The following is a 20,098-nucleotide window of genomic DNA, read 5'->3' on the forward strand; positions in this document are numbered from 1 at the left end:
CTCCCAGAAGGCCCCCCGTGGCACGTCCCACGACCCCTCCACGGACTCCGCCCAGGAGGCGCCCGGGGGCGGCAGCGCGCTGCGCGCCGACATCCGCAGGCTCGGAGACCTCCTCGGCGAGACCCTCGTCCGCCAGGACGGCTCGGAGCTGCTCGACCTCGTCGAGCGGGTCCGCGCCCTCACCCGCTCCGACGGGGAGGCCGCCGCCGCGCTGTTGGCCGAGACGGACCTGGTCACCGCGGCGAAGCTCGTCCGCGCCTTCTCGACGTACTTCCACCTCGCCAACGTCACCGAGCAGGTGCACCGTGGCCGCGCGCTGCGCGAGCGCCGCGCCGCCGAGGGCGGGGCGCTGTCGCGCACCGCCGACATGCTGAAGGACGCCGACCCCGCCCACCTGCGGCAGACCGTCTCCCACCTGGGCGTCCGCCCGGTCTTCACCGCCCACCCCACCGAGGCGGCCCGCCGCTCCGTCCTCACCAAGCTCCGCAAGATCGCCGAGCTGCTGGACCACCCCGAGGCCGTCACCGACCGCCGCCGCACCGACCTGCGGCTGGCGGAGAACATCGACCTGATCTGGCAGACCGACGAGCTGCGCGTCGCCCGCCCCGAGCCCGCCGACGAGGCGAGGAACGCGGTGTACTACCTCGACGAGCTCCACGCCGGCGCGGTCGGGGACGTGCTGGAGGACCTGGCGGACGAGCTCCAGCGCGCCGGCTCGCCGCTGCCGCCCGGCTCCCGCCCGCTGACCTTCGGCACCTGGATCGGCGGCGACCGCGACGGCAACCCCAACGTCACGCCCGGCGTCACCTGGGACGTCCTGCTGCTCCAGCACGAGCACGGCATCGAGTCAGCCCTCGGCCACATCGACGAGCTGCGCGGCGCCCTGTCCAACTCGATCCGCAACTCCGGCGCCAGCGAGGAGCTGCTCGCCTCCCTCCAGGCCGATCTCGACAAGCTCCCCGAGATCACCCCCCGGTACAAGCGGCTCAACGCGGAGGAGCCCTACCGGCTGAAGGTCACCTGCATCCGCCAGAAGCTGCTCAACACGCGCGCCCGCCTCGCCGACGGCACCCCCCACGCCCCCGGCCGGGACTACCTGGGCACGAGCGGGCTCATGGCCGACCTCGCCCTCGTCCAGTCCAGCCTGCGCGAGCACCGGGGCGGCCTCGTCGCCGACGGCCGCCTCGAACGGGTGATGCGCACCATCGCCGCGTTCGGCCTCCAGCTCGCCACGATGGACGTCCGCGAGCACGCCGACGCCCACCACCACGCGTTGGGCCAGCTCTTCGACCGCCTCGGCGAGGAGTCCTGGCGGTACGCGGACATGCCGCGCGAGTACCGCACGAAGCTGCTGGCCAAGGAGCTGCGCTCGCGCCGTCCCCTCTCGCCCACCCCGGCGCCGCTCGACGAGGGTGGGGCCCGCACCCTCGGCGTCTTCGAGACGGTCCGTCGGGCGCTGGAGGCCTTCGGCCCCGAGGTCATCGAGTCGTACATCATCTCCATGTGCCAGGGCGCCGACGACGTCTTCGCCGCCGCCGTGCTGGCCCGCGAGGCCGGGCTGATCGACCTCCACGGCGGCTGGGCGAAGATCGGCATCGTCCCGCTGCTGGAGACCACCGACGAGCTGCGCATCGCCGACGAGCTGCTCGACGAGATGCTCTCCGACCCGTCCTACCGCCGCCTGGTGGCGCTGCGGGACGACACGCAGGAGGTCATGCTCGGGTACAGCGACTCCTCGAAGTTCGGCGGCATCACCACCTCGCAGTGGGAGATCCACCGCGCCCAGCGGCGGCTGCGCGACGTGGCCCACCGGCACGGGGTGCGGCTGCGGCTCTTCCACGGCCGCGGCGGCACGGTCGGCCGCGGCGGCGGCCCCACGCACGACGCGATCCTCGCCCAGCCGTGGGGCACGCTGGAGGGCGAGATCAAGGTGACCGAGCAGGGCGAGGTCATCTCCGACAAGTACCTGGTGCCGTCCCTGGCCAGGGAGAACCTGGAGCTCACCGTCGCGGCCACGCTCCAGGCGTCCGCGCTGCACACCGCGCCGCGGCAGTCGGTGGAGGCGCTCGCCCGCTGGGACGCGGCCATGGACACCGTCTCGGAGGCGGCGCACGCGGCGTACCGGCGGCTGGTGGACGACCCGGACCTGCCGGCGTACTTCTTCGCCTCCACCCCCGTGGACCAGCTCGCGGAGCTGCACCTGGGCTCGCGGCCCTCGCGGCGGCCCGACAGCGGCGCGGGCCTGGACGGGCTGCGGGCCATCCCGTGGGTCTTCGGCTGGACCCAGTCGCGGCAGATCGTGCCCGGCTGGTTCGGCGTCGGCTCGGGGCTGCGCGCGGCGCGCGAGGCCGGCCTCGACACCGTGCTGGCCGAGGCGTTCGAGCAGTGGCACTTCTTCAGGAACTTCCTGTCCAACGTGGAGATGACCCTCGCCAAGACGGACCTGCGCATCGCCCGGCACTACGTGGAGACGCTGGTGCCGGATGAGCTTCGGCACATCTTCGACACCATCGTCACCGAGCACGAGCTGACGGTGGCGGAGGTGCTGCGGATCACCGGCGAGGAGCGGCTGCTGGATGCCAACCCGGGGCTGCGGCGCACGCTCCGCATCCGCGACGCGTACCTCGACCCGATCTCCTACCTCCAGGTCACGCTGCTGCACCGGCAGCGCGAGGCCGCCGCCCGCGGCGAGGAGCCCGACCCGCTGCTGGCGCGCGCCCTGCTGCTGACGGTCAACGGCGTGGCGGCCGGCCTGCGCAACACGGGCTGAGCCCTTCGCGACGGCGGGCGGGGGACGGGGGCGCGCACGGCCCCGTCCCCCGCCCGCCGGAGGGCTCCGCCTCGCACGGCCGTCCGGGTCACGCTCCCGCGCGGAACGTGCGGCGGTACCTCGACGGGGACACGCCCAGCGCGGCCGCCAGGTGCTGGCGCATCGACGTCGCCGTGCCGAAGCCCGCCTCCCGCGCCACCCGGTCCACCGGCAGGTCGGTCTCCTCCAGCAGCTGCCGCGCGCGCTCCACGCGCTGCTGCGTGAGCCAGCGCTGCGCCGACATGCCGGTCTCCTCACGGAACCGCCGCGTGAAGGTGCGCACGCTCATCGACTCCCGCGCCGCCAGCTCCCGCAGGGTCAGCGGCTCCGCCAGCCGGTCCAGCGCCCAGGCCCGCGCGTTGCCCGTGGTGTGGACGCGCGGCGCGGGCACGGGCCGCTCCACGAACTGCGCCTGCCCGCCGTCGCGGTGCGGCGGCACCACCGTGCGGCGGGCCACGGAGTTGGCGACGGCCGTGCCGAAGTCGGAGCGGACCATGTGCAGGCAGAGGTCGATCCCCGAGGCCACGCCGGCCGAGGTGAGGACCTCGCCCTCGTCGACGTAGAGGACGTCGGGGTCCAGCCGCACCCGGGGGAAGAGGCGGCGGAAGAGGTCGGCGTAGGCCCAGTGGGTGGTGGCCCGGCGGCCGTCGAGCAGGCCGGCGGCGCCCAGCACGAACGCCCCCGAGCAGATGGAGGCGATGCGTGTCCCCGGCCCCCGGCGGGCCAGGGCGTCGGCCAGTTCCGGGGGGAGGCAGCCCTCCCGCATCGTCTCGTCGGCGTTGTGCGAGGCCGGCACGATCACGGTGTCGGCCTCGGCGACCGCCTCGGGACCGTGCTCGACGGTGACGGTGAAGTCGGCGTCCGTGCGGAGCACGCCAGGGACGGGGGCGCAGGTCACCACCTCGTAGAGCGGGTCGCCCGCGGGCGTTCTGGCGATGCCCATGATGCGGTGGGCGATGCCCAGTTCGATGGAGAGCAGGCCGGGCCGGACGAGGACGGCCACCCGGTGCCTGCCGGGTTCGCGGAAGACGCTGGTGCGCTGGGCGGTCATGGCCCGATCCTTGCACAACATGACCATCGGGCCACTCGAACGGGTGAGCGGCCCGACGGAGGATCGCCGGGTGAACGAAGTACGCGTCATCCCGTCGGCCCCGAGCAGCCCTCCACGACAGCGCGCCGAGCGGGTCCATCCCGCCTGGTGGGTGGCGGGCGTCGGCTTCCTCGTCCTCATCGGCGCGGCCGGCTTCCGCGCCACGCCGACGGTGCTGATCGACCCGCTCCACGAGGAGTTCGGCTGGTCCCGCGGCGGCATCTCCCTCGCCGTCTCGGTGAACCTCCTCCTGTACGGCTTCACCGCCCCGTTCGCCACCGCCCTGATGGAGCGCCACGGCATCCGCCGCGTCGTGTCCGGCGCGCTGCTGCTGATATCGGCCGGCGGGGGCCTGACGGTCTTCATGACCAGCCAGTGGCAGCTGGTGCTCTGCTGGGGCGTCCTGGTCGGTCTCGGCGCGGGGTCCATGGCGCTGGCCTTCGGCGCCACCATCGCGGGCCGGTGGTTCGTGGCCCGCCGGGGCCTGGTCACCGGGGTGCTCACGGCCGGCGGCGCCGCGGGCAACCTGGTCTTCCTCCCGCTGGTGGGGCTGCTCGCCGAGGGTCCGGGATGGCGCGTGGCCTCCCTCACGGTCGCGGGCGCCGCCCTGGCCGTGGTGCCGCTCGTGCTGTGGCTGCTGCGCGACCGGCCCGAGGACGTGGGCCGCCTGCCCTACGGCGCGGGTCCCGACTACGTGTCGCCGCCCCCGCCACCGCCCGGCGCGGCCCGCAGGACGCTGACCACGCTCCGCGACGCCAGCCGCAGCCCCGTGTTCTGGCTGCTGGCCGGCAGCTTCGCGATCTGCGGGGCCTCGACGAACGGGCTGATCGGCACGCACTTCGTGCCCGGCGCCCACGACCACGGCATGGCGGTGACCGTGGCCGCCTCCCTGCTGGCCGTCATCGGCGTCTTCGACCTGGTGGGCACGGTCCTCTCGGGCTGGCTGACCGACCGGTACGACGCGCGCCGGCTGCTCGCGGTCTACTACGCGCTGCGCGGGCTGTCGCTGCTGTTCCTGCCGGCGCTCTTCGCGTCGTCGGTCGAGCCGCCGATGCTCTTCTTCGTCGTCTTCTACGGGCTGGACTGGGTCGCGACCGTGCCGCCCACGATCGCCCTGTGCAGGGAGCACTTCGGCGAGGACGGCACGGTCGTCTTCGGCTGGGTACTGGCCTCCCACCAGCTCGGCGCCGCCGTCGTCAGCTTCACGGCGGGCGCCATCCGCGACGCCACCGGCGACTACGACCTGGCGTGGATCTCCTCGGGCGCGCTGTGCGCCGTGGCGTCGGTGATGGTGATGGTGATCCGGCGCGAGGGGCGGGAGGCGACGGAGCTACGCCCTGGAGCGTGAGCGGTGGGCGCGCAGCGCGAGGAAGCCGCCGAGGCCGAGCAGCGCGACGGCGCCGATCGTCATCGGGAGCACGGGGGTGCTGGAGCCGGTGTCGGCGAGGTCGGTGTCGTCGCCCTGCCCGTCCTCGGGCACCGCGGGGGCCTCGCTCTCGCTGCCGCCGGCCGCGCCGCCGGGCTCCTCGGGCGTCTCCTCACCGGGCTCCTCCGGGGTCTCCTCACCCGGCTCCTCGGGGGTCTCCTCGCCCGGCTCCTCGGGCGTCTCCTCGCCCGGCTCCTCCGGGGTGGGGACCTCGCTGGCCGGGCAGGTGTGGGAGAGCCGGAAGTTCACGGGCTCGCCCTCGACGGTCGCGGAGGCCGCGACCAGCTCCGCGCCGGGCTCGGAGGCGACGTAGGCGTGCTTGTCGCTCGGCGGGCCGAAGCTCGTGACGAGCTGCTCGCCGCCGGGGGAGAAGCTGACGCGCAGCTCCACGAAGGTGGTGGAGTTGCCGGGGAGGACGAAGTGCCAGCCGTCGCTGCCGGCCGGGACGCCCGGGCACGTGTCGTGGGCGAACTCGGGGTCGTCGGCACTGATCGGCGTGGGCTGGTGCAGCCCCACCTCGTGCTGGTCACCGGTGGCGAGGGCGGGGGCGGCGGACGCGGCCAACAGCAGGGCGGCGGAGGCCGTCGCCGTGCCCAGACGGCTCAGTGTGCGCATGACGTCATCCATTTCGACTGCGTGGAACAGTGGCGGGTACCGGCCGAAGCCGGGAGAAGACCGAAAAGACCTGACGAAGACTCAAAGAGGCGGACGGACGGAACGACGCGGTGGGGGGTCAGTCAGTTTTCAGTCACGTCGCGACGGAGGCAAGCCCCGTATTGTGCCTTCGGTCGTGTTGGTCCCCGGTGTCCGGAAGGTCGCCGGTAACGATCCGGCGAAGGCGGCGCGTCGACGGCCTACCAGAGCGCGAACGTCACGGTCAGCGCGGCGAGGCCGACTCCGGCCGTCGCCCAGCCGATCCGGTACATCCGCAGCCCGCCGGCCGTGACGATGCCCGCCAGGAGCAGCGCGCCGGTCAGCGGCAGCCACGCGTAGAGGATCCCGGACAGCCCCGTGCGCACCGCCTCGTTGGTTCCCGGGCGCAGCGCGACGGACAGCTCATCTCCCGGATCCCGGCCAAGCGTCTCCGGCAGCACCACCTCGGCCCGCGGGGTGCCGCTCTCGCCCGCCTCGGGCGCGAAGGGGCCCACGCACCGTTCGTCGTCACACTCCAGGAGCGTCATCGTGCCGCGCTCGCGTCCCTCGGCGACCATGGCGTGCTGCGCGGTCTCCCAGGAGGCGCGGACACCCGCCACGAGCAGCAGCACCACCAGCAGGCCCGTGAAGGCCAACCGCGACAGCAGCAGCGCCCCGAAAGCGCTCTCTCGCGCCCGGCGGCCACGGCTGCGGCGGACCGTGGGTAGGGGCCCCGTCGTGGCGGGGTCCCTGGTGGGATCGGCCATGGACGCGATGTCGGGCGAAGCGGAGGCGGGCATGGCGCCGATCCTTGGCCACGGCGCCGCGTACGGTCAAGCATCCCGTCGACGCCCGACCTGGGGCAGAAGGCTCAGCGCAGGGCGGCGAGGGCGTCCTCCACGCGGTCTGGAAGGGTGTGGGAGGGGCCGGGCGCGACATCTGGCCAGAAAGCGGCGTTTGGGGGCGCCGTGAGACACATCCGGGCGCCGCCGGCCCAGTCCGCGTCGAACGACAGGCGCCAGGAGTGCAGGCTCGCGGCGTCGCGCGTCGTCCTCTCGAAGAGCGGGTCGCCCTCGATGGGGTGGCCGATCCAGGCGAGGTGGACGCGGATCTGGTGGCGCCGCCCGGTGACGGGGCGCAGCGCCAGCAGCGCGCGGTCACCGTCCTCGGCCTGCCAGACCCGGACGAGGTGCGTGAGGGAGGGGTAGGTGCGGCGGTCGGCGAAGACGGCGTCGGGCGGCAGCCGCCACGTGGCGCCCTCGCCCGCCGGCTCCCGCGTGATGTCCTCGCGGTTCCCCGCGATGCGGACGCGGTTCTTGCGCCCGACGGTCAACGGCAGGTCGATCGTGCCCCGCCCGGGCAGCTCCCGCGCCCCGGGCTGGCGCCGGGTCACGGCGAGGTAGACCTTGTCCACCGTCTGCCGGGAGAACTGCCGCGTCAGACCGCCGTGGTGGCGCAGCTCCTTGGCGAGGAGGACGAGGCCCGAGGTCACCTTGTCGATGCGGTGCACGGGGAAGAGGCGCTCGCCGCCCTCCTCGGCGGCGATCCGCACCAGATCCGTGGCCGCGTGCCGCTCGCCCATGACGGACACGCCCGCCGGCTTGTTCAGGGCGAGGACCGCCTCGTCCTCGAAGACGACGTGGCGCTCACGCACCTCTCGCCAGCTCAGCGCCTGCCCCGGAGCGTCGGGGGAGGGGCGGGGAGAGCTCATGCGCCGCTCACGAGTTGAACGTGTTCTGCGCCGGTTCGAGACCGCGGGTGACCAGCGTCTCCACCGCGTCGGCGGCGCGGTCCACGAAGTAGTCGAGCTCCTTGCGCTCGGCCGTGGAGAAGTCCTTCAGCACGAACGCCGCCGCGTCCTGCCGGCCGGGCGGCCGGCCCACGCCGAACCGGACGCGGTAGTAGTCACGGCCCAGCGCGGCGGTGACGGACTTCAGCCCGTTGTGGCCGTTGTCACCACCGCCGCGCTTCAGGCGCAGCGCTCCGTACCCGATGTCCAGCTCGTCGTGGATGACGACGAGCCGGGAGACGGGCACCTTGTAGAACGCTCCGAGGGCCGAGGTCGGCCCGCCGGAGAGGTTCATGAACGACAGCGGCTTGGCCAGCACCAGGCGCGGGCCGGCCCCACCGGGGCCGCCGAGGCGGCCGGTGGCCACGAGCGCGCGGGACTTGTGCGCCCGGAACGTGCCGCCGATCCGATCGGCGAGCAGCTCGGCCACCAGGAACCCGACGTTGTGCCGGGTGGCGGCGTACCGCGGCCCGGGGTTGCCCAGGCCGACGACCAGCCAGGGGTCGTCCGAGCCGAGGGCGGAGCCGGTGCCGCTGTCGTGGGTGTCCGTCATGACATCGAGCGTAGCCAGGCGGGGGACGCCCGTCAGCTGGCGGACGCCTCGGCCGCCTCGCCCTCCTCGGCCGGCGCCTCGCCGCTGGGCTCCTCGGCCTGCGGCTGGAGCACCTGGATCACGACGTCCTCGCCGTCGATGGCGAGCGTGGTGCCCGACGGCAGCGGCACGTCCTTGGCCTGGACGGAGTCGCCGACGTTCAGGCCCGCCACGGAGACGGTGACCGACTCGGGGATGTGGGTGGCCTCGGCCTCGACCGGCAGCGCGTTCAGCACGTGCTCCAGCAGGCCGCCGCCGGGGGCGAGCTCGCCCTCGACGTGGATCGGCACCTCGACGGTGACCTTCTCGCCGCGCTTCACCACGAGCAGGTCGAGGTGGACGAGGAAGCCGCGGATGGCCTCGCGCTGCACCGCCTTGGGGATCACGAGCTCCTCGCGGCCCTCGATGTCCAGGGTGATCAGGACGTTCGCCGCCTTCAGCGCCATCATCGTCTCGTGGCCCGGCAGCGTCACGTGGACCGGCTCGGTGCCGTGCCCGTAGATGACGGCCGGGACCCTGCCGGCGGCCCGGTTGCGGCGGGAGGCTCCCTTGCCGAACTCGCTGCGGACCTCGGCCGCGATCTTCACGTCAGCCATCACGTACTCCTCGTGTCGGTGGTTCTCGTCTGGGACGGAGGGGAGGCACCCTGCCACGAAGAGCGAAGAGCGCGTCGATAACGGATGAGCCCCTGCGGGCCTCCCTCGCCGTGCGACTGGCCAGTCTACCGGGGCCGCCGGGGCCGGCCGACCGGCCGGCGACGTCCCGACGCGCGGCGGGGCGGGCGGGGCTACCGAGCCCCACCCGCCCCGACCTGGCCTGCTACGCCCCGCTCTCGAAGAGGCTGGTCACCGAGCCGTCCTCGAAGACCTCGCGGACCGCCCGCGCGATGGTCGGCGCCATCGACAGCACCGTGACCTTGTCCAGCCCGCCGGCGACCTCGCGGGGCGTCGGCAGCGAGTTCGTGAAGATGAACTCACTCACCCGCGAGTTCTTCAGCCGGTCGGCCGCCGGCCCCGAGAGCACCCCGTGCGTGGCGGCGGCGATGACGTCGGCCGCCCCGTTGGCGAAGAGGGCGTCGGCCGCGGCGCAGATGGTGCCGGCCGTGTCGATCATGTCGTCCACGAGGACGCACACCCGGTCCCTGACCTCGCCGACGACCTCGTGGACGGTCACCTGGTGCGCCACGTCCGGGTCGCGCCGCTTGTGCACGATCGCGAGCGGCGCGCCGAGCCGGTCGGCCCACCGGTCGGCGACCCGCACCCGCCCCGCGTCGGGGGAGACGACCGTCAGCCGCTTCCTGTCCACCCGGCTGGAGATGTACTCGGTGAGCACCGGCAGCGCGAAGAGGTGGTCCACCGGGCCGTCGAAGTATCCCTGCACCTGGTCGGCGTGGAGGTCCATGGTGATGATCCGGTCCGCGCCCGCCGTGGTCAGCAGGTCCGCCATCAGCCGGGCGGAGATCGGCTCGCGGCCCCGGTGCTTCTTGTCCTGGCGGGCGTAGCCGTAGAACGGGATGATCACGGAGATGCTGCGCGCCGACGCCCGCTTCAGGGCGTCGAGCATGATCAGCTGCTCCATGATCCACTTGTTGATGGGGGCGGTGTGGGACTGCATCAGGAAGCAGTCGGCACCGCGCACCGACTCCTCGAAGCGCACGTAGATCTCACCGTTGGCGAAGTCGCGGGCCTTGGTCTGGACCAGGGTCACGCCCAACTGCTCGGCCACCTCCTCGGCCAACTCGGGGTGGGCGCGGCCGGAGAAGAGCATCAGCTTCTTCTCGCCGGTCGTCTTGATCCCGGTCACAGTAGGTCTCCTTGCCGTCCGCTGCGGGGCGCCGATCATGGGGTGGTGAGGGATGGTTCGCGGCCATCTGCCCGGTAGGGCACCTTAAACGGTACGGGAGGGGGTGGCGCTCAGTGCTCCTCGGGCGTGAGCTCGGCGGGCTTGACATCGGAGCGTTCGGTGTCCTGGCGTCCGCCCGCGCCGCCTCCGCTCTCGTCGGGCTTGGTCCCGCCCTCGGCCTCGGCGAGCGCATCGGCCGCCGCCCTGGCCGCGGCCGAGCCGGGCCGGCGGCGGGCGACCCAGCCCGCGATGTTCCGCTGTTGGCCGCGGGCGACGCCGAGCGAGCCCGGCGGCACGTTGTGCGTGATGACCGACCCCGCCGCCGTGTACGCGCCGTCCCCGACCGTCACGGGGGCGACGAACATGTTGTCCGCGCCGGTCCGGCAGTGCGAGCCGATCCGGGTGTGGTGCTTGTCCCTGCCGTCGTAGTTCACGAAGACCGTGGCGGCGCCGATGTTGGTGTGCTCGCCGATCGTGGCGTCCCCCACGTACGACAGGTGCGGCACCTTCGTGCCGGCGCCGACGTCGGCGTTCTTCAGCTCGACGAACGTCCCCGCCTTCGCGCCCTCGGCCAGCACCGTGCCGGGACGCAGGTACGCGTACGGGCCGACGCGCACCGCGGGCCCGACCCGCGCCCCCTCCGCCACGGCCTGCCGCACCACCGCGCCCTCGCCGACCACGGTGTCGGTCAGCCGGCAGCCGGGACCCACCTCGGCGGCCGCGGCGACGTGCGTGACGCCCAGCAGCTGGGTGTCCGGGTGGACCACGGCGTCCGGCTCGAAGGTGACGGTGACGTCGACCCAGGTGGTGGCGGGGTCCACGATCGTGACGCCGTCGAGCAGCATCGCCCGGGTGAGGACCCGCTCGTTCAGCAGGCGGCGGGCGTGCGCCAGCTGGACGCGGTCGTTGACCCCCACCAGCTCGCGGTGGTCGGGCGCGAGGCGCGCCCCGACGCGGTGGCCGTCGTCGCGCAGGATCGACAGCACGTCCGGCAGGTATTCCTCGCCCTGGCTGTTGTCCGAGCCGACGCGGCCCAGGGCCTCGGCCAGCAGCCGCCCGTCGAACGCGAAGACGCCCGAGCTGACCTCGCGGATCGCGAGCTCGGCCTCGCCCGCGTCCCGGTGCTCGACGATCCGCAGCACCGAGCCGTCCTCGCCGCGCACCACCCGGCCGTACCCGGTGGCGTCGGGCACCTCCATCGTGAGAACCGTCACGGCGTTCTTCTCCGCCACGTGCGCCCGGGCCAACGCGGTGAGGGTGTCGGCCGTCTGCAACGGGATGTCGCCACAGGTCACGACCACCGTGCCGGTGGGCACCAGCCCCTGCGCCGCCAGCGCCTCCAGGCCGGCCCGGACCGCGTGCGCCGTGCCGCGCTGCTCGTGCTGCACGGCCGTGCGCACCCCGGGGGCGTGCTCCGCCAGGTGCGCGGCGACCCGCTCCCTGGCGTGCCCGACGACCACCGCGACGCGCTCGGGCGCCCCGGGCGTCAGCTCCGCGCAGGCGGCCACGACGTGGCCCAGCAGCGAACGCCCGCCGATCTCGTGGAGCACCTTCGGGGTCGATGACCGCATGCGCGTCCCCTCGCCCGCGGCGAGAACGACGACGGCGTCGGGGGCGACCTCAGGGGTGGCGTCGGGGCGGATGGTGCTCACGTCGGGCCCTTCGTTGCGTGGTGCACGTTACGTTCCGTTACCTCAGAAACGCTACAGCAGCCCGCGACGACTACAACAGACCGTCCCACATCTGCTCCAGCAGCACCGACCACCAGCTCTCGGGATCGGCGACCGCCTGCGGGTCGAGCGAGGCCAGCTGTGCCTGGAAGTCCGTGGTCCAGTGCCCGGCCTGCTCGGGGGTGAGCCCGTACCGCAGCCGCCACATCCGCCCCAGCAGCGCCATGCAGCGGACGAACTGCGGCAGTGAGGCGTTGACGAACTGCGGCGGCACCGGCTGACCGCCGGGGCCGGCCTCCAGCGGCAGCGCCACGATGTACGCCGTGCCGTACTGCACGCACAGCTGCCGGCCGAAGTCGGTGCCCATCACCAGGTACGAGCCGGCGTCCGGCGCCGGATGCACGCCGCGCTCCGTCGCGATCTCCGCCAGCGTCGGCACCGGCCGTCCCGGCTGCGCGAACGCCCAGAAGAACGGCGCGATCTCCAGCGGCAGCCCGGCCCACGTCAGTGTCTGCGACACGACCTCGGGCACCCCCTGCCGGGAGGCGGACTGCGGGTCGTAGCGGAAGACGGCCTGCGGACCGAACGCCTCGGCCAGCTCCCGGCCGATCAGGTCCAGGCCGATCGCGGGCGCGGGCTGCGCCTGCGGCAGCGGCGCGCGGACCGGCGCCGAACGGGGCGGGCCGTCGGCGAACTGCTGGAGCTCGTCCTGGTGCTCGACGAGGTGGCGCACGCCGGCCTGCCGGGAGGCCAGGTCCTGGCCGTAGGAGGCGGTGTGGGTGATCCGCACCTGCGGCCAGGTCTCGCGGACCATGCGGGCGCAGTAGCCGCCGGGGACCTCGCAGGACTGGAGCTCGGTGTGGAGTTCGAGGACGGCCTGGGGTGGGACGCCCTGGGCGCGCAGCTCCTGGAGGATCTGCCACTCGGGGTGCGGCATGCCGGGGGAGGAGCGGCGGATGACCTGCTGCTCGGAGCCGTCGGGCGCGCGGTAGCGCAGCACCGCCATGTACCCGGAGCCGACGGTGGGCTGGCCGGTGGGCTGGGGGTAGCCGTATCCGGAGCCGGGCCCGGGGGGCGTGGCGCCCGGTGGTGTGGCGCCCGGCGGGGGCAGCGGTCCCGGCGGGGTCGCCGGCCCCGGGGGAGGCGAGGGCGGGGACGGGGCGCCGGGCGCGGCCGGGGCCAGGGGCGTGGAGGGGGAGAGCGTCGCGTTGGCGGCGAAGACCGTGGCCGCGCCGTGGACGTCCTGCCCCGACGGGGGCGGCGCGGGCGGCGGCGTCTGGGACCGCTGGCCCTCCGCCCTGATGTCGTCGACCGAGACCATCTGCGTGGCCACGTAGGGGGTGGAGTCGTCGGGGGGCGGCGTGCCGGGGCGGGAGGCCGAGAGGGGCGCGGGCGGCGGCGCCGGCGGGGGCGGCGCGGAGCCGAGGCCGCGGCTGGGGGTGCCGGGGGCACCGGGGACACCCGGGGCACCGGGCGGCGTGCCCGGCGCGCCGAGGCCGCCGCTGGTGCCGGACCGCTGCGGGTCGGTGGCCCGCGCCGTGTCGGCACTGGCGAGGTCGGCGGCGCCGGTGCCGCCGGGGCCGGGGATCGGTGGCGGCAACGACGCGGCGCCGGGCGGCGTGCCCGGGGGAGCGGCCGGCGGTGGGGGCGGGGTCGGCGACGGCGAGGACTGCTGCGACGGCTCCTCGCGCATCGAGGGGTGGACGGCCGTCTTCGGCAGCGAGCTGCCCTGCGGCATGACGGCCGTCCGCGCCTCGGAGGGCACCGACGGCGGTCGGGGCCGGTCGGGGTCGTCCACGACCGGTGCGGAGAAGACCGTCATCGGCGGGGCGACGGACTCGGCGTCCGCGCCGCTGCCCGAGGTGTCGGTGGCGTCCCAGGGCGACGCCGGCTGGCCGGGCGCGCCGGGCGCGCCCGCGCCGGCGGCGGGCCAGGGCGTGCCGCCGCTCGGCGGCTCCGCGGCCCCGGCGGGCGCCGGCCACGGCGTGTCGCCTCCCCCGGACGGCGCCGGTGCCGGCGGGGCCGGTGCCGGGGCCGGCACGGCGGGCGGGACGGGCGCGGCGGGTGTGGCCGGTGCGGCGGGCGCGGGGGAGGGGCCGGGGGCGTCGGCCGGGCCGCCCGAGCGCGACGCGGCGCCCGGATCGGGCCCCAGCACCCGGTCGGCGGCGTCCTGGAGCCACTGCGGCGGCGTCAGCAGGAACGACGTGGCCTCAAGGTCCACCCGCTGCGGCGGCGCCGACGGGTCCGCCGCCGGCGTCGGCCCCGACCCGTAGACCTCCTCGTACCGCCGGATCACCTCGGCGACCGGCAGCGCGGGCCACAGCGTGGTGTCGCCGCTGTCCCGGGCGATGACGAGCTTCCCGCCGCTGGCCGGCGCGCCGCCCGCCTCCTCGGCCCAGGCCACGAAACCCAGGTCGAACTCCCGCACCCGCACCTCGCGGCGCGGATCGACGTCGGGCGAGCCGTTCACCCACCGGTCGGCGCGCTCCTGCGCCTGTGCGAACGTGACCATGTCCTCACTCCTCCACCGCGACGGCGCGGGCGAAGCCGCCGTCCACCATCAGCTGGGCGACGGTCTCCAACTCGGGCGGAGCGCCCACCAGCCGCAGCAGGAACGCGTCGAAGTCCGCGCCGCAGGGCAGCAGCAGCTCCGCGACCCGCCGCTCGATGGTCATGCCGTCGCGGTCACGCGCGTCGTCGTAGGGGCACAGCCACACCGAGCCGGCGGCCTCGCCCTTCACCTTCACCGCGATGATGCCGCCCTGCACGAACGCCACCCCCAGGTAGTCCTTGGTCAGGTGGTCCCGCAGGCACTTGTTGATGTACACGAGGTCGTTGACGGCGGCCTCCTCGCGGAGGGTGAAGAACGGCTGGTCGACCAGGAGGCCGAGCTCCGCGTCCAGCGCGTACCCCGCCGGGGCGCAGCCGCCGGCCGCCTTCAGGAACGACCGGTACGCCTCGGGCAGCCGGTACCCGAGCTTGTCCTCGGCCGCCCGCACCCGGTCCTCGGCGACCGCCACCGTGTGCCCGACCTCGAAGTGCACGGGGCGGGTGTCGGTCAGCGGGCGGGTGCCGCGCTTGCTGATGTCCACGCTCGTGGTCGACAGGCCGCTGTGGTGGCGCAGCAGGGCCTTCACCTCGGCGGGTATCAGCTCCAGCCGCCGTGAGTGGGCCACGTGGTGCCAGGTCCAGCCGTGGGGCGTGGCCACGGGCGGCAGGTCCGCCCACAGCTCGTGCCCCGCGGCGTGCATCGTCGCGTTGGCCGAGACGTAGTCCGTGAGCCGCAGCTCGTCGATGCCGAAGCCGTCGGGCGGCTCGGCGATCTCGGCGACGGCTCTGGCGTAGGGCGCGAAGTCCGGGTACCCCTCGGGGTCCACGCGGACGCCGTCGGGATAGCGCGCCGCCCGCACCGGGTCGGGAAACTGCACGACCTGCCCCGCGTAGGCACGGTTCGGGGGCACGGCCTGGTGAGCCTGCTGTCCGAGCCGACCTGTCGTCATGGCGTTACGCCCCCTGCTCCCACTGCGTCCACTACGTTCCGAAGCATCCCGCTGCTGGGCACAGCCTATGGGGTCCCCGTTTCCAAGACACTTCCCCCGGCGAGCCCCGCGCTCTCCCCCGGTATGGGAAGCTACGGTCGCGGGAGAGGTCCCGTCGGGGGAGAAAGCGTGACTGGGCGCGTGATATCAGGGATTTCAGAGATTTCGGACTTCCACGGGCCGCCGGTGCCCGTGCTCCGCCACCGGCGCGACGGCATCCTCCCCACCACCGCCGCCGCGCTCTCCCTCCCCGGCCGCGAGCAGCCGCTGACCGGCACCGCGAGCCGCGCCGTCGGCGTCCCCGAGCTCCACCCCGTCGTCCGCGACGTCCTCGACGGGCTCGGCGCCGGCCAGCGCGAACGCCACCTCGGGCGCTGCCCGGAGGCGGCGCTGCTCTCCCGCCACCTCGCCGACGTCGGCGCCGGCACGCTCGACGAGGCGAGGGAGGCGTTGACGGGCGCCGGTATCACCACCCGGCACGTCCGCGAGGACGGCGACCCGCAACACGGCGCCCACGCCCCGCACTGCCGACCCTGCACCGTGCTGCTGGCGCGCCTCGGCGTCTACAGCGTCCGCACCGAGCCCGCCCAGCCGGCGCCCACCGCCTGGGGCATGCGCGGCACCGAGACGTGGGGCGGCGGCCTCGCCACGGGCCAGCCGTGGGCCGTCGGCTCCCTCGACCAGGCGCTCGCCGGGGCCGGCTGGCGGCCGGGCCGCCAGCACGCCGCGCAGGCGGAACAGTGGGCGGACACCCTCAGCTCCTACCGTTCGCCCCTCGGCCACCCGCACACGCTCTTTCCCGCCGCCTTCGAGATCTGGGCCGAGTACGGCAGCCTGCGCCTGGCGCCCACCGGTCCCGGCCTGGAGTACGCGCCGAGCCCCGTCCTCATCGACCCGGTGCGCGGCCTGCACTGGACGCGCACCCTCGGCGACCTGGCCGGGGCGCTGGGCACCGAGCTCTGCCCGCTGGGGGAGGAGGGCGAGGGCGGCGGCACGGCGCTGCTGGCCGTCGACCGGGAGGGGCGGGTGTACTGCGTCGACCACACCGGGGACTGGTACCTCGGCGCGGACGTCCGGGCCGCCCTCACCACCCTGCTCACCGGCGCTCGCCCGGAGCGGCTCCGCACCCACGACGGCTCCTGACCCGTTCCCGAACGCGCCCCCGCCCGTTTCCCGATCGCGCTCCCGAAGGTTCCCGAACGCTTCCGAACGCTTCCGACGTTTCGCGACCGGGTGCCGGCCGCTCTCGTCACGGCCACGATCACCCACACGACGGGAGATGTTCACCTTCGGTGCGTCCATGGTGTGCCTGGCCCTCACCCCCGCCACTACGGTGTAACCCACGGTTGGCACAGGAGGAGGCGCGGCGGCGCCGCGGAGGAGACGGTGTGAACGTCACCGGCAAGCGACGGATCGCGTTCGCCGCCCACGTGGACCCCGGACGGCTGGCCCATCTGCCGCGCCTGCTGCGCAGCCTCGCGCTCTCCAACCCCGGCCTCTGCGAGGACTTCCTCGTGCTCCACCAGGGCCTTGCCGAGGCCGACCTCGCGCCGGCCAGGCGGCTCCACCCCCGGATCGTCGCCCGCGCCACCACCTCCCCGGACGTCGAGCGGGCCGTCGAGCGGGCCCTCGGACAGGGCTGCGAGCAGGACGGCGAGCAGGGCGGCGAGCCCGCCTACGACACCGTCATCGCGCTGGACGTGACCGAGCCCGTCCGCCAGGACCTCGCCAGCGCGCTGCGCGAGCGCCGCCCGCTCGTCCGCGTCGCCGCGAAGGCGCCGGACGCCGACGGGGAGCCCGGCGCGCCCCACCCCGCGGAGGACGCCGCCACCGACCGGGAGTTCTACGCCGCCTACTGCGCGCTGCCGGGCCCCAGGGCCCCCGAACTCCTCCTCCACTGCGCCCGCCCCCTCCTGGACGAGCCCGCCACGGCAGGCGGCCGACCGGGCGGCCCTCGTGAAGTGGACCGGGTCGCCCTCGCCCGCGCCGTCGGGTCCGTCCTCTACCAGCAGGGCCGCTACGACGAGGCCGTCGAGGTCCTCACCCCGGCAGCCCGCGACCCGCGACGCCCCCGCGTCCAGGAGACGCTGGGCAGCGCGCTGATGGCGGTGTCCCGCTACGACGAGGCCGAGACCCACCTGCTGCTGGCCGCCGCCGACCCGGCCGTCGCGCCCCGCGCCCACCAGCAGCTGGCCCGCCTCGCCTGGCTGCGCGGCGACGACGCGGCGGCCCACGCCCACGCCCGGCGCGGCCTCGACGCCGACCCGACCGACGCGGTGCTGCGCACCCTGCACCGCCGCACGGCCCCCCGCGCCACGGGGGCGGCGGCCGAACGGGCCACGGCCGAGCCGGACGAGCAGGTCGCCCACGTCGCGCTCTTCTCCGACGGCCGCGACAACTCGGGCGACAAGGTGCTGCCCGAGGCGGTCCGCCGCTGCTTCGGCACCGATACCGGTCCCGCCCGCTGGCACAGCGTCCCCGTCCACCGGCTGGTCACCGACGCCGTCCTCGCCGAGCTCAACGCCCGGCGCGGCGTGATCGTCGGCGGCGGCGGGCTCTTCCTCCCCGACACCTGGCCCAACGGCAACAGCGGCTGGCAGTGGAACATCCCCGAGCCCATGATCCACCGCATCACCCCGCCGCTGGCCGTCTTCGCCGTCGGCTTCAACGTCTTCGACGGCCAGCACTACGCGGCGGGCACCCTCGCCGCCAGCCTGCGCGCCGTCGTCGACCGCGCCGCCTTCTTCGGCCTGCGCAACCGCGGCTCCGTCGAGCGGGTCCGCGAGCTGCTGCCGCGCGACCTGCGCGACCGCGTCCGCTACCAGCCCTGCCCCACCACCGTGATGCGTCACCTCCTGCCCGACTGGCGCGACCCCGCGCCCCACGAGCGGAGCGAGGCCATCCTCCTCAACTGCGCCTACGACCGCGCCGGCCTGCGCTTCGGCCACGACTACGGCCACTTCCTCGGCCAGCTCGCCGAGGCCGTGCGCCGCCTCGCCGCCCACGGCGAGGTCCGCTACGCGCCGCACTCGCCCTCCGACGAGCGCTTCGTGAACGACCTGCGCCGCGAACACGGCCTGACGATCCCCGTCGAGCCGCTGTACGACCTGCCCAACGACGAGCTGCTGGACGTCTACCGGCGGGCCAGGCTCGTCATCGGCATGCGCGGCCACGCCACGATGATCCCCTTCGGCTGCGGCACGCCCGCCATCAGCCTCGTCTCGCACCCGAAGATGGCGTACTTCCTCGCCGACGTCGAACGCCCCGCCTGGGGCGTCTCGGTCCACGCCGGCGATCTCGCCGAGCAGCTGCTCCAGCGGGCCGAGGCCCTCCTGTCCGACCACGAGGCGGCCGTCGCCGACGTCCACGACCGGCAACGCGAGCTGCTGCGCGTCACGCGGGAGAACGCGGCGGAGCTGGCCAAGCTCTTCGACCTGCCCCCGGCCTGAAGGCTGTCCCGGGACAGCCTTCAGGACTCCCGCGACGGGGCGCGGCCACCCGCGCGGTCCGCCTCGGCCGCCCGTATCGCCTCGCGGTACGCGCGGGCCGCCGTGCGCAGCGCCGTCTCGGGATCGACCCCCGCCGCCTGGGCCTCGGCGGCCAGGGCCAGCAGCCGGTGACCGAAGGACGCGGCCGTCTCCCCGCTTGTCTCCCCGCCCGGCTCCCCGCCGGCCCTCTGGGCTCCCCTGGCTGCCTCGCCCCCCGCTCCGCCGGGCAGCGGCACCGCCAGGCCCGCCGCCCGCGCCCGGCCCGCCAGCTTGGCGGCCAGCGCCAGCCCCGGCTGCCCGAGCGGCACCCCGTCCGTCACCGACTCCCGGCGCTTCTCCGCCGCCTTGGTGCGCAGCCACAGCGCCTTGACGTCCGCCGCCGTCTCCGCGTGCGCGTCCCCGAAGACGTGGGGGTGGCGGCGGACCAGCTTCTCCACGAGCGTGCCGGCCACGTCGTCGACGGAGAACGGCTCCTGCTCGTCGTCCTCGGCGATCCGGGCGTGGAAGACGACCTGGAGCAGCACGTCCCCGAGCTCCTCCCGCAGCTCCTCCCGGTCCCCGACCTCGATCGCCTCCAGCAGCTCGTACATCTCCTCCGTGCCGTACGGCACGAGATCCTCGCTGGTCTGCGTGGACGCCCAGGGGCACTCGACGCGGATCCGGTCCATCACCTGCACCAGGTCGAGCAGGCGGGAGCCCGGCACGTCGTACGAGCCGGGCAGCAGCTCCAGCTCCGGCAGCGCCGGCGGCCCGTCCCCGCCCACCCGGCCCGAGGAGGCCAGCGCCGCCAGCCCGTCGGTCAGCTCCGCCTCGCCGTCCGCGGCCGCCAGGACGACGACGGTCCGCCCTCCCGCGCACTCCGCGACCAGCTCCCGCGCCCGCAGCGCCGCGACGGTGACCACCGCGACGCCCGCCTCCTTCAGGTACGGCAGCTGGGGATGCCCGCCGTCGCGCACGAGTACCCGGTCGGCGGTCCGCAGCGCCTCCCACGCGGGCCACGACAGCATGCCGGGCGCCACCCGGTGACTCGTGGTGAGCAGCACGATCCGCCCCGCGCCGCCGGCGGCGCGGGGGGAGGGGGAGACGTCGGAACCACGGTCAACACGCTCAGCTTCAGCCACACCCCCACCGTAGCCGGGGGGTGTGACAGCCCGCCGTCCCGCCGGGAACGCCTGCCAGGCGGCCCTCAGGCGGCCCTCAGGCGGCCCTCAGGCGGCGGT

At 75.0% G+C, this 20,098-nt stretch carries 14 protein-coding genes and 2 pseudogenes; 5 read left to right on the forward strand and 11 right to left on the reverse strand.

The window, feature by feature from the left end:
- The first annotated feature begins 79 nt into the window (after nt 1–79).
- Nucleotides 80–2,770: a phosphoenolpyruvate carboxylase gene (gene ppc, locus ACTWP5_RS15035; RefSeq protein WP_443221463.1), complete on the forward strand. Its 2,691-nt coding sequence runs from the start codon at nt 80–82 to the stop codon at nt 2,768–2,770.
- An 88-nt stretch (nt 2,771–2,858) separates the two neighbouring features.
- Here the strand turns inward: ppc and ACTWP5_RS15040 are convergent, their stop codons facing one another.
- A complete protein-coding gene (locus ACTWP5_RS15040; protein ID WP_443221433.1) occupies nt 2,859–3,887 on the reverse strand; it encodes a GlxA family transcriptional regulator in 1,029 nt (342 codons plus the stop codon).
- Here ACTWP5_RS15040 and ACTWP5_RS15045 point away from each other — a divergent pair.
- Nucleotides 3,880–5,247 carry an MFS transporter gene (locus ACTWP5_RS15045; RefSeq protein ID WP_443221434.1) on the forward strand — a complete coding sequence of 456 codons (1,368 nt, stop codon included), beginning with the start codon at nt 3,880–3,882 and terminating at the stop codon, nt 5,245–5,247. The genes ACTWP5_RS15040 and ACTWP5_RS15045 overlap by 8 nt on opposite strands.
- On the opposite strand, the gene ACTWP5_RS15050 is transcribed toward ACTWP5_RS15045, so the two are convergent.
- The 9 genes and pseudogenes from ACTWP5_RS15050 to ACTWP5_RS15090 all read right to left on the reverse strand — a co-directional run bounded on the left by ACTWP5_RS15050 (nt 5,230) and on the right by ACTWP5_RS15090 (nt 15,351).
- Nucleotides 5,230–5,940: an LPXTG cell wall anchor domain-containing protein gene (locus tag ACTWP5_RS15050; RefSeq protein ID WP_443221435.1), complete on the reverse strand. Its 711-nt coding sequence runs from the start codon at nt 5,938–5,940 to the stop codon at nt 5,230–5,232. The genes ACTWP5_RS15045 and ACTWP5_RS15050 overlap by 18 nt on opposite strands.
- Before the next feature lie 239 nt (nt 5,941–6,179).
- Nucleotides 6,180–6,758, reverse strand: coding sequence for a hypothetical protein (locus tag ACTWP5_RS15055; RefSeq protein WP_443221436.1), 579 nt, complete (start codon nt 6,756–6,758; stop codon nt 6,180–6,182).
- 71 nt (nt 6,759–6,829) lie between these two features.
- On the reverse strand, nt 6,830–7,669 hold the full coding sequence (locus ACTWP5_RS15060) for an RluA family pseudouridine synthase (RefSeq protein WP_443221437.1): 840 nt from the start codon (nt 7,667–7,669) through the stop codon (nt 6,830–6,832).
- Nucleotides 7,670–7,676: 7 nt separating this feature from the next.
- Nucleotides 7,677–8,300: an aminoacyl-tRNA hydrolase gene (gene pth, locus ACTWP5_RS15065; RefSeq protein ID WP_443221438.1), complete on the reverse strand. Its 624-nt coding sequence runs from the start codon at nt 8,298–8,300 to the stop codon at nt 7,677–7,679.
- Between the two features lie 32 nt (nt 8,301–8,332).
- The gene (locus tag ACTWP5_RS15070) at nt 8,333–8,935 is read right to left on the reverse strand and encodes a 50S ribosomal protein L25/general stress protein Ctc (RefSeq protein ID WP_443221439.1); all 603 of its coding nucleotides are present in this window, start codon (nt 8,933–8,935) and stop codon (nt 8,333–8,335) included.
- Nucleotides 8,936–9,158: 223 nt separating this feature from the next.
- On the reverse strand, nt 9,159–10,142 hold the full coding sequence (locus tag ACTWP5_RS15075) for a ribose-phosphate diphosphokinase (RefSeq protein ID WP_443221440.1): 984 nt from the start codon (nt 10,140–10,142) through the stop codon (nt 9,159–9,161).
- Between the two features lie 209 nt (nt 10,143–10,351).
- Nucleotides 10,352–11,824 (reverse strand): annotated as a pseudogene (glmU, locus tag ACTWP5_RS15080) (bifunctional UDP-N-acetylglucosamine diphosphorylase/glucosamine-1-phosphate N-acetyltransferase GlmU); the annotation flags it as partial.
- Nucleotides 11,825–11,903: 79 nt separating this feature from the next.
- Nucleotides 11,904–14,363, reverse strand: a complete 2,460-nt coding sequence (locus ACTWP5_RS15085; protein ID WP_443221441.1) for an SUKH-4 family immunity protein — start codon at nt 14,361–14,363, stop codon at nt 11,904–11,906.
- A gap of 4 nt (nt 14,364–14,367) precedes the next feature.
- Complete coding sequence (locus ACTWP5_RS15090; RefSeq protein WP_443221442.1) at nt 14,368–15,351, reverse strand: SMI1/KNR4 family protein; 984 nt, start codon at nt 15,349–15,351, stop codon at nt 14,368–14,370.
- A gap of 123 nt (nt 15,352–15,474) precedes the next feature.
- Here ACTWP5_RS15090 and ACTWP5_RS15095 point away from each other — a divergent pair.
- The 3 genes and pseudogenes from ACTWP5_RS15095 to ACTWP5_RS15105 all read left to right on the forward strand — a co-directional run.
- A pseudogene (locus tag ACTWP5_RS15095) lies at nt 15,475–15,939 on the forward strand (YwqJ-related putative deaminase); the annotation flags it as partial.
- Nucleotides 15,940–16,002: 63 nt separating this feature from the next.
- On the forward strand, nt 16,003–16,533 hold the full coding sequence (locus tag ACTWP5_RS15100; RefSeq protein ID WP_443221464.1) for an SUKH-3 domain-containing protein: 531 nt from the start codon (nt 16,003–16,005) through the stop codon (nt 16,531–16,533).
- Between the two features lie 245 nt (nt 16,534–16,778).
- Nucleotides 16,779–18,839, forward strand: coding sequence for a polysaccharide pyruvyl transferase family protein (locus ACTWP5_RS15105; protein ID WP_443221443.1), 2,061 nt, complete (start codon nt 16,779–16,781; stop codon nt 18,837–18,839).
- Between the two features lie 20 nt (nt 18,840–18,859).
- Here the strand turns inward: ACTWP5_RS15105 and ACTWP5_RS15110 are convergent, their stop codons facing one another.
- A complete protein-coding gene (locus tag ACTWP5_RS15110) occupies nt 18,860–19,999 on the reverse strand; it encodes a nucleoside triphosphate pyrophosphohydrolase (RefSeq protein WP_443221444.1) in 1,140 nt (379 codons plus the stop codon).
- Between the last annotated feature and the right edge of the window lie 99 nt (nt 20,000–20,098).

Source organism: Streptomyces sp. 4N509B (assembly GCF_052245655.1).
In the GTDB taxonomy this organism is placed as follows: domain Bacteria; phylum Actinomycetota; class Actinomycetes; order Streptomycetales; family Streptomycetaceae; genus Streptomyces.

Coding starts and splice junctions, on each gene's coding strand:
- ACTWP5_RS15045 (WP_443221434.1), top strand. CDS start 3,880: ATGACCATCGGGCCACTCGAACGGGTGAGCGGCCCGACGGAGGATCGC.
- ACTWP5_RS15040 (WP_443221433.1), bottom strand. CDS start 3,887: ATGGTCATGTTGTGCAAGGATCGGGCCATGACCGCCCAGCGCACCAGC.
- ACTWP5_RS15050 (WP_443221435.1), bottom strand. CDS start 5,940: ATGCGCACACTGAGCCGTCTGGGCACGGCGACGGCCTCCGCCGCCCTG.
- ACTWP5_RS15055 (WP_443221436.1), bottom strand. CDS start 6,758: ATGCCCGCCTCCGCTTCGCCCGACATCGCGTCCATGGCCGATCCCACC.
- ACTWP5_RS15060 (WP_443221437.1), bottom strand. CDS start 7,669: ATGAGCTCTCCCCGCCCCTCCCCCGACGCTCCGGGGCAGGCGCTGAGC.
- pth (WP_443221438.1), bottom strand. CDS start 8,300: ATGACGGACACCCACGACAGCGGCACCGGCTCCGCCCTCGGCTCGGAC.
- ACTWP5_RS15070 (WP_443221439.1), bottom strand. CDS start 8,935: ATGGCTGACGTGAAGATCGCGGCCGAGGTCCGCAGCGAGTTCGGCAAG.
- ACTWP5_RS15085 (WP_443221441.1), bottom strand. CDS start 14,363: ATGGTCACGTTCGCACAGGCGCAGGAGCGCGCCGACCGGTGGGTGAAC.
- ACTWP5_RS15090 (WP_443221442.1), bottom strand. CDS start 15,351: ATGACGACAGGTCGGCTCGGACAGCAGGCTCACCAGGCCGTGCCCCCG.
- ACTWP5_RS15100 (WP_443221464.1), top strand. CDS start 16,003: ATGCGCGGCACCGAGACGTGGGGCGGCGGCCTCGCCACGGGCCAGCCG.